Source organism: Pseudomonas auratipiscis (genome assembly GCF_036324085.1).
Classification (GTDB): domain Bacteria; phylum Pseudomonadota; class Gammaproteobacteria; order Pseudomonadales; family Pseudomonadaceae; genus Aquipseudomonas; species Aquipseudomonas auratipiscis.
In genome coordinates this window covers 497,648-509,333 of sequence record NZ_JAZDCU010000001.1, presented here as the reverse complement: position 1 = coordinate 509,333, position 11,686 = coordinate 497,648, and the positions used below count along the sequence as shown (strand labels likewise).

The following is an 11,686-nucleotide window of genomic DNA, read 5'->3' as shown; positions in this document are numbered from 1 at the left end:
CCAGTGAAAAAACGTGTGGCCCAGGCGTCGACCCTGGCAATCGTGGTGCTGGCGCTGGTATTGGGCTGGTTCGCCTGGGAGCACTATACCCGCGCACCCTGGACCCGCGATGCACGGGTGCGGGCCGATGTTGTGACGCTCTCGGCCGATGTTTCCGGGCGCATCGTCGCGCTGCGGGTGGCAGATAACCAGCATGTGGAACAAGGCCAGTTGCTACTGGAGATCGATCCAGAGCGTTATGCCTTGGCTGTGGAACATGCTCGCCGCGCCATCGAGGTGAATCGGGCCAGCGAGGGCTTGGCCCAGGCAGCGATCATCGCCAACCAGGCCTTGCTCAAGCAGCGCCAGAGCGAGGAACTGCGTCGACGCACCTTGAAACAGACCGCGGCCATCTCTGGCGAAGAGTGGGAGAAGGCCAGTACCGACGTTGCCGTCGCCCAGGCTGAACTGATGCGCGGCCAGGCCAACTTGAGTCTGGCCAGCGCCAACGTGCAGCTGGCTACGGCGGCATTGACCCAGGCCGAGCTGGACTTGCAGCGCACCCGAATCTATGCGCCAGTCAGTGGCTACGTCACCAACCTGTTGACCCGCCAGGGTGACTACGCCAGTGCCGGGAGCCCCTTGCTGGCACTGGTGGACAGCGGTTCGTTCTACGTCAGCGGTTATTTCGAGGAAACCAAGCTGCCGCGTATCCAGATTGGCAGTGCGGTGCAGATTGCCCTGATGAGTGGCGAACAGTTCGACGGCAAGGTGCAGAGCATTGCCTATGCCATCACAGATCGAGAGAATGCCCCCGGTAGCCGCTTGCTGGCCAACGTCAACCCGAGCTACACCTGGGTCAAATTGGCACAGCGGATTCCGGTGCGAATCGAGATCGACCCCGGCTATGTCGGCAAGGGCAACCTGCGGGCCGGTACCACGGCCACCGTGACCGTTCGCCAATAGCATCACGAAAAGCCTGCTGTCGGGTTGGGCAAAATGGTAGGCTGCTCGCCGTTTGTGCCAACCCGCCGATAGATATACCCATGATCCTCAACCTCGCTGTTTTTCTCTGCACCCTGACGGCCATGGAAGCTATCGGTTACCTGGCGCATCGCTACATCATGCATGGCTGGGGTTGGTTCCTGCATCGTTCGCACCACGAGCCCCATCTTGGTGCGCTGGAAACCAACGACATCTACTTGCTGGCATTGGCGCTGATCGCCTTCGCCCTGGTGGCCGTGGGCCGGGCCGGGCATGCACCGTTGCAGTGGGTAGGGGCTGGGGTGGCGGCGTTCGGGGTGATCTATGTGATCGTTCATGACGGCATCGTGCATCGGCACTGGCCATTCAAGCCATTGCCGCGCAACCGTTACCTCAAGCGCCTGTACAAGGCGCACTTGCTGCACCATGCGCTCAAGGGACGGGACAACAGCGTCTCGTTCGGCTTCCTCTATGCACCGCCCATGCACAGACTCAAGCGTCAGTTGCGCAAGCGCCGCAACGCTGTACAAGACTACCCTGCGCCTTCAGCGTAGGCTGGAACTGTTCCCTACATGGAGTAAGTGCATGAGCCTGCATATCGAAACCCCGCTGTTGGCATCGCGGCCACTGAGCCTGGCCAGCGGGCTGGACATCTGGCTGAAATTGGATGCCTTGCAGCCCAGCGGCTCGTTCAAGTTGCGCGGCATTGGCCTGGCCTGCGAGACCTATGCCAGTCAAGGCAAGCGCCGTTTCGTTTCCTCATCGGGCGGCAACGCCGGTATCGCCGTAGCTTACGCCGGCCGCAGCCTGGGCCTTGCTGTTACCGTGGTTGTCCCGGAAACCACCACCGAGCGGGCCAAACAGCTGATTCGCCAGGAGCAGGCTGAGGTCATCGTCCATGGCAAGGCCTGGCATGAGGCCAACGCGTTGGCGTTGTCGCTGCTGGGTGACGACGATGCCTACATCCATCCTTTCGATGATCCGCTGCTGTGGCAAGGTCATGCGAGCATGATCGATGAAGTCGCCATCAGCGGCTTCAAGCCCGATGCCGTAGTGGTTGCGGTCGGCGGTGGAGGTCTACTCTCCGGGGTGTGCGAAGGCCTGGCCCGCAATGGTTGGAATCAAGTGCCGGTATTTGCGGTGGAAACCGCAGGGGCCGCATCGCTGGCCGCGGCAATGGCGCAGAAAGCCTGGGTAGCGTTGGACAGTGTGCAGACCGTCGCCACTTCGCTTGCGGCCAAGCAGGTGTGTAAGCGCGCATTCGAATGGAGCCAGGAGCGCGTGGTGTATAGCCATGTGGTCAGTGACCAGGATGCGCTTGATGCGTGCGAACGTTTCCTTTCAGACCAGCGCATTCTGGTCGAGCCCGCCTGTGGCGCGGCACTGGCACTGGCCTATGCGCCGAGCGAAACACTCAAGCGCTATAGCCGGGTGTTGGTGGTGGTGTGCGGGGGCGTGACCGCGACAATCGACCAGATCCGCCAGTGGCGGACGACCGCGTAGTTTCGCGGTACGGCGAACCGACGCTGGAAAGTAGCGGGTTTCAGTCCCGGGACATATCCGCCACTACCGTCGGTTCCGGACTGCGGCTGACCCACCAGCCAAACACTGCTGCCGTGAAGAACATGATCAAGCTGTAGATCGCCGCCGGGATAGCCATGGTTGAGTTGTTGAGCAGGGAAGGAGCCAGCGCCAGGGCGATGGCCAAGGTCCCGTTGTGAATGCCGATCTCCATGCCGATGGCTATCGCCTGGCGCTTGGGGATTTTCAGCACACGCGGCAGCCAGTAACCGATGCCCAGGCTCAAGACGTTGAACAGCAAGGCTGCGCCACCCACTACGGGGGCGTAGTCGAGGACTGTTTGCCAGTCCTTGACCAGCGCCAGAATCACGGTGAACAGCAGGAACAAGGCGGCAATGATCTTCATGGGACGTTCCATGCGTGCCGCAAACCCGGGTGCCAGGCGACGAATCAGCATACCCAGGGCTACCGGCACCAGCACGATGGCAAACACCTGCAGCACCTTGGCAAATTGCAGGGGGATGGCCTGGTCTGCCGTCATGAAGTGCGCCAGTGCCAGGTTGACCAACAGTGGCATAGTCAGAATCGCAATCAGTGAGTTGACCGCGGTCAGGGTCACATTCAAGGCGACATCACCATGGGCCAGATGGCTGAACAGGTTGGCGGTGGTGCCGCCGGGTGAGGCGGCCAACAGCATCAGGCCCACTGCCAGGGCCGGGGCCAAGCCAAAACCTTTGGCAATCAAAAAACAGATAAAAGGCAACAGCAAGATCTGGCAGGCCAGGCCGATCACCACGGGTTTAGGGAATTTAACCACCCGAGCGAAGTCGGCCAGGGTCAAGGTCAGGCCCAAACCCAGCATGATGAAGCCCAGGGCAAGCGGTAGAAATGCACTGAGCAATGGCGATGCAGTCATCTCGAAGACTCGAAAAAAGGGGATGAACGGCAGTGTAGGCGAGGAATCTGGCCTGTGTTGTTTACCCTGTCCTGCGTCAAGCCGCCGCGCTTGTGGACCCCGCGCCCAAGCAGTAGCATTCGCGCTTTACTCAAGGATCATATCTGCGATGCAGTTTCAGCCAGGCATTCTTGCCGCCCCCGTTCCCGCTCAAGCCCGTCATCTGTTTTTCACACTGCACACACCGGCCGCATTGGCGGGCGCCCTCGATGCGCTGCAGCAACATGTGGATGGCAGCCGTGTGGTGGCGGGTTTTGGTGCGCCGCTGGTGCAAGCGCTGGGCCGCTCCATCGATGGCCTGCGTCCATTTCCGCAATTGGCCGCAGCAGTAGACAACCCGTGCACCCAGCATGACCTGTGGCTGTGGGTGCGTGGCGAAGATCGCGGTGAACTGTGGTTGCTCAGCCAGGCACTGGAAAAGCTGCTGGCAGCGGCCTTCACGCTGGTCGAGGCTACAGATGCCTTCCGCCACAAGACCGGCTTTGACTTGACCGGTTATGAGGACGGTACCGAAAACCCGGTAGAAGACGCTGCGGTCGATGCGGCCATCCTGGCGACGGATATTCCCGGTATGAGCGGATCGAGCTTTGCTGCCTTTCAGCTGTGGCGCCATGACTTGGATTGCTTCAAGGCGCTGCCACAAACTGAGCAGGACGACATTATTGGCCGCCGCAAGGCCGACAACGAAGAATTGGAAGAAGCGCCGGAATCGGCACACGTCAAACGTACAGCCCAGGAAAGCTTTGATCCCGAGGCGTTTATCGTACGTCGTTCGATGCCATGGGCAGATGAGCGTGGAGCGGGCCTGGCGTTTCTTGCCTTTGGTTATTCCTTCGACGCTTTTGAAGTTCAATTGCGGCGTATGAGCGGCTTGGAAGATGGCGTGGTCGATGCCTTGTACCGCTTCAGTCGTCCACTCACTGGCGGCTACTACTGGTGCCCGCCACTGGCTGCGCACGGGCTCGACCTCAGCGCCTTGCTCAGCTAATCCGCCACTGCGGTCGCGGAGGCCAGCAGTCAGTTTGTAAGAAAATTTTACGGACTTTTTACGAAGCGCCTGCGCCGGTGTAGCGATACTGGCCGGGTACTTCGTTCGAGACGTCCTGCCGTGAGCCAAGCCGTATCTTCCGCAACAGCCCATTCCTCCGTAAAAACCTCGTCACTTAGTCTACTGGTCGCCGCTGTCGGTGTGGTCTATGGCGATATCGGCACTAGCCCGTTGTACACCCTCAAAGAGGTGTTCGCCGGTCATTACGGTGTGCAGGCCAACCATGACGGTGTGCTGGGCGTTCTGTCACTGGTGTTCTGGTCGCTGATCTGGGTGGTGACCATCAAGTATGTGTTGTTCGTGTTGCGCGCCGACAATCAGGGTGAGGGTGGCATCATGGCGCTGACCGCGCTGGCCCGGCGCGCGGCGGCACCTTACCCGCGTTTGAGTCGGGTGTTGGTGCTGCTCGGTTTGTTCGGTGCTGCGTTATTTTACGGCGACAGCATGATCACCCCCGCGATCTCGGTGCTCTCGGCAGTCGAAGGTTTGCAACTGGCCTTCGAGGGTATCGAGCATTGGGTGGTGCCCATTGCTCTAGTGGTACTGGTCGGCCTGTTTCTGATCCAGAAGCACGGGACCGCGCGCTTGGGCATATTGTTCGGGCCGATTATGGTGCTGTGGTTCAGTGTGCTGGGCGCATTGGGTATCTATGGCATTGTCCAGCGCCCGGAAGTGCTGTTGGCCCTCAATCCCGCCTGGGCGGTGCATTTTTTCGTGGTGCATCCGGGTATCGGCGTGGCCATACTTGGGGCCGTGGTTCTGGCCTTGACCGGGGCCGAGGCGCTTTACGCCGACATGGGCCACTTTGGCCGCAAGCCTATTGCCCGTGCCTGGATACTGCTGGTGTTGCCCGGGCTGGTGCTCAACTACTTCGGTCAGGGCGCACTCATTCTTGGCAATCCAGACGCGGTGCGTAACCCGTTTTATCTACTGGCGCCGAGCTGGGCCTTGCTACCCATGGTCGGTCTCGCCACTCTGGCGACCATCATTGCCTCCCAGGCGGTTATCTCCGGGGCATTCTCGCTGACCCGCCAGGCCATCCAGCTCGGCTACGTGCCGCGCATGTTCATCCAGCACACTTCAAGCCAGGAGCAAGGGCAGATCTACATCGGCACGGTTAACTGGGCGTTGATGGTCGGTGTGGTGCTGTTGGTCATCGGTTTCGAGTCTTCCGGTGCTCTGGCCGCGGCTTATGGAGTCGCAGTGACCGGAACCATGCTGATCACCACGTTGCTCTCGGCCTCGGTGGTGCTGTTGTTGTGGAAAGCGCCGCGCTGGCTGGCGGTGCCGCTGCTGTTGAGTTTCCTTGTGGTCGACAGCCTGTACTTCGCCGCCAACGCACCGAAAATCTTCCAGGGTGGTGCGTTCCCGGTCATCGCCGGTATTGCCTTGTTCATCCTCATGACCACCTGGAAACGTGGACGCAAGATCATCGTCGAGCGCCTGGACGAGTCTGCCTTGCCGCTGCCGCTGTTTATCAGCAGCATCCGCTCGCAGCCGCCGTACCGGGTGCAGGGTACTGCTGTGTTCCTCACTGCCCGTGCCGATGCGGTGCCGCATGCCTTACTGCACAACTTGCTGCATAACCAGGTGCTGCATGAACGGGTGGTGCTGTTGACGGTGGTGTCGCAGGATCGTCCGCGCGTGCCGGTCTCGGAGCGTTTCGAGGTGCAGGACTTTGGTGATGGATTCTACCGGGTCAACCTCAACTTCGGTTTTATCGAGGAGCCCGATGTACCGGCCGCACTACAACTGTGCCATGTGCCTGAGCTGGATTTCAGCCCGATGGGGACCACCTATTTCCTCAGCCGCGAAACGGTGATACCGACCAAACGCATGGGCATGGCGCGTTGGCGTGAGGGGCTGTTCGCGTTCTTGTTGAAAAATGCCAACAGCAATCTGAAGTACTTCAACCTGCCACTCAACCGCGTGATTGAGTTGGGGACGCAGGTGGAGATGTGATTTACCGCGGGGCAAGCCGCGCCTGCAACGGTAGAAGCGGCATGCCCCGCGATCGCTTACACCACAGCTTGTGCCTGCACGCCGACACGTTGTGCATTGCTGCGCACCAATCGGTGCATCAAACCGGCAACCACGAAGCCCACTGCCGCCAGGCCCATCATGGTCATGAACACGTAGTTGTAACCCTGCTGCCCGGGAAAATGATCAAGAATGGCGCCGTAACCCACGTAGGCAAACATGCCGGGGGCGTAGCCGATCAGGCAGCCAATACCGAAGGCCGATCCGGTAATGTGCGAAGGGATCCCCACCTCGCCCATGGGGGCCCAGAACACGCCACGCATCGAAAAAACGATAAAGGCAAAGGACAGCGTCGCGGCCATGCCTGCGTAGATGTAGCCGGGGCTCTTGGGCACTATGAGAATGATCGCCATCATTGGCAGCAGCGCCAGGAAGGCCCATTTCAGATAGCGGCTAGGGCTTCTGAACTGTTTGTCGGCAAGAAAACCACCCGCTGGCCCGCCAAGAATCTTCAGCATGTACTGGTTGATGATGCCGTAGGCACCGACTAGCGCTACCGGCAACCCGTAGACTTCCTTGAGGTAGGGAATGAAGTAGGTCAGGCCGCAATAAACGATGTAGACCATGAACACGTTGCAACTGACCAACCAGATCGCCGGCACCTTGATGGCTTCAAGCAGATTGGACAGCGGGTTTTTCTTTGCAACGACCGGGGTTGTGCTCTGCGTGCCTTTGAGCAAGAACCAGGTGAGCGCGCCAGCACCGATGTCGATCAGCGAATAGAAGACAATGGCCGCTTTCAGGCCCGCTTCAGCCGCGCCCATGGCAATGAACACACCCAGCGCCGAAAACGCTACGAGGGTATCTACCACGCCGCGCCCGCCTTCAAGAAGACCGAACAGTCGCCCCTGTTCCTTGTCATTGCCCAGGCCACGAATGGCCTTAAGCAACGCCGGCCAATAGATGCAGTCGGCGCACACCGCCAGCAGGCAAAACACAATCATCAAACTGCTGAACGGCGGGAACGTCGCCAGGTACAGGCCCAGCGCGCCGGTACCGAGCAGGCCTACCGGGATCAGTTTACGGGTGTCGAAACGGTCGGCCAGTAGGCCACCTACCACAAACAGGCCAGTGGCGATGACAGCGTTGGCACTGAGCAGCAAGCCAATTTCTGTATGGGACAAACCCATGAAGGTTTGCATCGGAACGTAGAACGCGTCCTTAAGGTTGGCGAGCTTGTAAATGGTGCCGCCACCGAGGATCAGGATGAGGAATTTGAACCATTTGGCCTTGTCTTGCGCAGTCATTGTTATTCTCCAGGCGTAGTGGGGGCGCGGTGTCAGGCACGCGTGTCCAGGCTCAGTTCGGCCAGGGTGCGCAGTTCAGCGAGCAGGCCCTTGACGTAACTGACCTGGTTGTTGGCCCAGCGCTGTTCGCCGGCCAGCATCTGCTCGAGGGTGAAGCCGACGGGCAGGGGCGTATCGCTCATTTCGCGGTAGGCAATGAAGGGGTCGGTAGGTTCGTTGGCGTGGCGGAACGCCGGAGCGATGTAGTGGTTTTCCTGCTCGAGAATGAAGGCGATCACCTGGGGGTGCTGTGCACCGAGCATCAACAGTTCGAACACCATGCGCGGGCTGGGCAGGTCGTCTTCGGCGCTGCCCTGGAGCACCCCGTAGTGGCCAAAGCCGTTCACTTCAGGGACCACACGCACGCCTTTGAGGTGCACTTGGCGAATGTACGGGGCCAGGTTTGCCAGGGCCTGCAGCGGTTGTTCGCACGCATTGATCATGTTGCCGAAGTCGAACAATGCATGCAGGCGCGGGTGGTTGGCCTGCTTGAGCAAGCGGGCGATCTCATCGCTCTTGAGTTCTTCATGTTGTTCGAAGTCGAAATACAGGTCGTGGGCATCAGCCTGTTGGCCAAGGTAGTGCAGGTCCCCGGCGATGGTGTCCATGACCTGCGACAGCGCGCCCTCGTAGCGTGAGTACACGCGAATGTTGCGGGTGCCGATAGCGTTGGCGACGGCGATCACCGCATCGACCTCCGCTTTCAAAGTGCTGCTGATTTCCACATGGACCTCAAGGTCGAGCTGGCGAGCCTTGTCGGCGAAAGCGCGCAGTTGCTCGGTGTTCATCTGCGAGAGGCTGTTGTGCTCGCCATCGAGCATGTGCAGGCTCAAGCCCTTGAGTTCATGGCGGTAGGCAAAATCGAGCAGGTCAAAGGGCGTCAGGCGCCCGTGGGTGAGGTTGGTAAGCAAGGGGTAGGCATGGGCGAACAGACGAACCTGATCGATTCGCTCGATCAGTCGCAGGCAAAGGTTACGGGTTAACAGCACCGGCGCTGCAGCGCCATTAGTCTTGTTATCGAGCAACCGGGTGAAGCGTTCTTGGATAGCATTCATTCGAGTCGTTCCTGGTGCGGGCACCGGTTCTACCGGCGCGTTCTTTATCGCGCCGGTGGGGAACACTCGATAGATCCATTAAAAAGTAATTGTTAAGACCACTGGCCGTGGATCACAGCGGCTGGCCCACGGCTTTGAGCGCGTTTACCAGCGCATTGACCTTGGCTTGTGCCTGGTCTTGCGCGGTACCGGCAAAACCGATCAAAAGGGCAGGGGGAAGGTAGCGCTGCACGCAGTAGTCGCTCAGGGCGTAGGTATGCACCCCTTGCTGGGCCAGTTGACGGGCGATTTCCTGGTCATCCAGATGCTCCGGCAACCAGGCAATCAAATGCATGCCGGCGTCCACCGGCGCGATCTTGAAGAATTGTCCGAGCCTGCGCTCAAGCTCGGCAATCAGGCATTGCTGACGCGCGTGATAGAGGGCACGCATGCGCCGGATATGACCGATGAAGTGGCCTTCGCTCATGAAGTCGGCCGTCACGGCCTGCAGCAAGGTGGGTGGGCTGCGATCCATCACCGCGCGAATGGTGCAGAACGGCTCGACCAGCGCCTGGGGGAGAATCACGTAACCCAGGCGCAACGACGGAAACAGCACTTTACTGAACGTGCCGACGTAGATCACCCGATCGCTGTGGTCCATGGCGAACAGCGCCGGTAACTGCCGACCGCTGTAGCGCAGCTCGCTGTCACAATCGTCTTCGATGACCCAGCGCTGGTTGCGCGCGGCCCAATCGATCAGCTCTACCCGCCGATTGTGGCTGAGGTTCACCCCCAACGGATGTTGGCGCGAGGGCGTGGTGAACACAAGGCGCGCATCGGGGCCATCAGCGATGCCCTGTTGCACATCGATTCCCTGCTCATCGATACGTACCGGCACCACCTGGCACCCTTGGGCCTGGAAGGCGATGCGCGCAGCGATATGCCCCGGGTCCTCCATCCACACCGGGTCATTGGGGTTGAGCAAGAGCATCGCCAACAGATTGAAGGCTTGCTGCGCGCCGGAGACGATGACCACCTGTTGCGCGCTGCAGTCGATACCGCGGGCATCGAACACATACTCGGCAATGGCTTGGCGCAACCCCTCAAGGCCCAGCAGCTCACCGTAGCCGAGCAAGGCCTTGCTCGGTTTTTGCAAATGACGGTTGATCAGGCGCTTCCAAATATGCTGCGGGAAGGCTTCGAATGCACCGTGACTGGGCAGGAACGAAGTGGGTGTATCTGAGCTGTAGTGGGCATACGAAACGCCGCGAAAATGGTGGCTGCGTAACGACAGCATTGACTGGCTGAGGTCGGACAGCTGCGGCGCCGACGGTGGTTGTGGCGTGTCGGCCTGCCCCGAGCGATCCCATTCATTGCCGACATAGGTTCCGGCACCGGTGCGCGAAACCAGGAAACCCTCTGCGATCAGTTGATCGAAGGCATTGAGCAGGGTAATGCGCGAAAGACCCAGTTCCTGGCTCAGGGTACGCGTCGACGGTAAGCGAATGCCCCCCTGCAGGCGTCCGGTGAGAATCTGTTTGCGTATCTGCAGGTAGAGCTGGCGGTAAAGCGGGGTGGTGCTTTCCCGATCCAGTTCAATACCCGACAGCAGTAAACCGGCAGGGGACTTCATTCGACGCTCACAGGCAAGGTGACAGGGGGCAGGGTGACAGGCACACTCCTGGCCATCCTACGAGAAAGCCCCGTAAGCGGCCAGCGGTGCAGGCCGTGTCATGAAATGAAAAACCCTTGTCGCCGGATGAGAAGCACCCTGCACACGTTGCGCATAGAGTCCAATCAACAAGAATTGACGCACTGCGTCCAGATCGATGATTGGAGTGACAAGAATGTCCAAAGTCGTACGCTTCTATGAGCCCGGCGGTCCCGAAGTATTGCGCTACGAGGATGCCGAGGTTGGCGAACCTGGTCCGGGCGAAGTCCGCCTGCGTCAGGTCGCTGTTGGCCTCAACTACGCAGACACCTATTTTCGCAATGGCACTTACCCGATCCCGATGCCTAACGGCATGGGTGTGGAGGCAGCCGGCGTGGTGCAAGCAGTCGGTGAGGGTGTCAGCAACGTAGCGGTGGGCGACCGTGTGACTTACACCGGTTTTCTCAATACCCTCGGCGCCTATTGCACCGAACGCCTGATCGGCGCCGCGTCACTGATTAAACTGCCAGAAACCATCGCCTTCGAAACCGCAGCGGCCATGACCATGCGGGGCCTGACGTCGGCCTATCTGATGCGTCGCATGTATGACTTCAAGCCAGGTGACACGATTTTGCTGCACGCTGCCGCCGGTGGCGTCGGCTTGATCGTTTCGCAGTGGGCACGCCTGCTCGGCATCAACGTGATCGGTACGGTGTCTACTGATGCCAAAGCCGAAGTGGCCAAGGCCCACGGTTGCACCCACACCATCAACTACAGCCATGAAGACGTCGCCAAGCGCGTGCGTGAGCTGACCGACGGGGTTGGCGCCAACGTGGTGTTCGATAGCGTCGGCAAAACCACCTTCGAAGCTTCCCTGGACTCGCTCAAGCGTCGCGGCCTGATGGTGTGCGTGGGGACGGCGTCTGGCCCGATTCCACCGTTCAACCCGCAGATTCTGGCGATGAAGGGCTCGTTGCACCTGACCCGTCCGGCATTGGCCGACTACATCGCCGACCCGGCGGAAAAAGCCGACCTTGCCGGTGAGCTGTTCGATCATGTCAGCAGCGGCCGGATCAAGATCGAGATCAACCAGCACTATGCATTGCAGGATGCCGTCCAGGCCCACCGTGACCTGGAAGCGCGCAAGACCACCGGTTCGTCGATCTTCGTCATCTGAAGAGGGCAGCA

Annotated in this window: 10 protein-coding genes; 6 read left to right on the top strand and 4 right to left on the bottom strand. The window is 60.1% G+C overall.

What is annotated here, in order from left to right:
- Positions 1–3: 3 nt before the first annotated feature.
- The 3 genes from V0R60_RS02185 to V0R60_RS02175 all read left to right on the top strand — a co-directional run bounded on the left by V0R60_RS02185 (position 4) and on the right by V0R60_RS02175 (position 2,466).
- Positions 4–945: an HlyD family efflux transporter periplasmic adaptor subunit gene (locus V0R60_RS02185; RefSeq protein WP_136476044.1), complete on the top strand. Its 942-nt coding sequence runs from the start codon at positions 4–6 to the stop codon at positions 943–945.
- 80 nt (positions 946–1,025) lie between these two features.
- Positions 1,026–1,517, top strand: coding sequence for a sterol desaturase family protein (locus V0R60_RS02180; protein WP_330078487.1), 492 nt, complete (start codon positions 1,026–1,028; stop codon positions 1,515–1,517).
- A 31-nt stretch (positions 1,518–1,548) separates the two neighbouring features.
- Entirely contained in the window at positions 1,549–2,466 is a 918-nt protein-coding gene (locus V0R60_RS02175) for a pyridoxal-phosphate dependent enzyme (protein WP_136476046.1), read from the top strand.
- 40 nt (positions 2,467–2,506) lie between these two features.
- Here the strand turns inward: V0R60_RS02175 and V0R60_RS02170 are convergent, their stop codons facing one another.
- Complete coding sequence (locus V0R60_RS02170) at positions 2,507–3,400, bottom strand: bile acid:sodium symporter family protein (protein ID WP_136476047.1); 894 nt, start codon at positions 3,398–3,400, stop codon at positions 2,507–2,509.
- Positions 3,401–3,548: 148 nt separating this feature from the next.
- Here V0R60_RS02170 and V0R60_RS02165 point away from each other — a divergent pair, with 148 nt between their 5' ends.
- Both V0R60_RS02165 and V0R60_RS02160 read left to right on the top strand, forming a co-directional pair.
- Complete coding sequence (locus tag V0R60_RS02165) at positions 3,549–4,427, top strand: Dyp-type peroxidase (RefSeq protein WP_330078488.1); 879 nt, start codon at positions 3,549–3,551, stop codon at positions 4,425–4,427.
- A 120-nt stretch (positions 4,428–4,547) separates the two neighbouring features.
- The gene (locus V0R60_RS02160; protein WP_136476049.1) at positions 4,548–6,449 is read left to right on the top strand and encodes a potassium transporter Kup; all 1,902 of its coding nucleotides are present in this window, start codon (positions 4,548–4,550) and stop codon (positions 6,447–6,449) included.
- 56 nt (positions 6,450–6,505) lie between these two features.
- On the opposite strand, the gene V0R60_RS02155 is transcribed toward V0R60_RS02160, so the two are convergent.
- From V0R60_RS02155 to pdxR, 3 genes are all read right to left on the bottom strand, one after another.
- On the bottom strand, positions 6,506–7,774 hold the full coding sequence (locus V0R60_RS02155) for an MFS transporter (protein WP_136476050.1): 1,269 nt from the start codon (positions 7,772–7,774) through the stop codon (positions 6,506–6,508).
- A gap of 32 nt (positions 7,775–7,806) precedes the next feature.
- Complete coding sequence (locus tag V0R60_RS02150) at positions 7,807–8,868, bottom strand: sugar phosphate isomerase/epimerase family protein (protein ID WP_330078489.1); 1,062 nt, start codon at positions 8,866–8,868, stop codon at positions 7,807–7,809.
- A gap of 112 nt (positions 8,869–8,980) precedes the next feature.
- Positions 8,981–10,480 (bottom strand): MocR-like pyridoxine biosynthesis transcription factor PdxR, encoded by a 1,500-nt coding sequence (gene pdxR, locus V0R60_RS02145; RefSeq protein WP_330078490.1) that lies wholly within the window; start codon positions 10,478–10,480, stop codon positions 8,981–8,983.
- 214 nt (positions 10,481–10,694) lie between these two features.
- On the opposite strand from pdxR, the gene V0R60_RS02140 reads away from it, so the two are divergent.
- Entirely contained in the window at positions 10,695–11,675 is a 981-nt protein-coding gene (locus V0R60_RS02140) for a quinone oxidoreductase family protein (RefSeq protein ID WP_330078491.1), read from the top strand.
- Positions 11,676–11,686 lie beyond the last annotated feature (11 nt).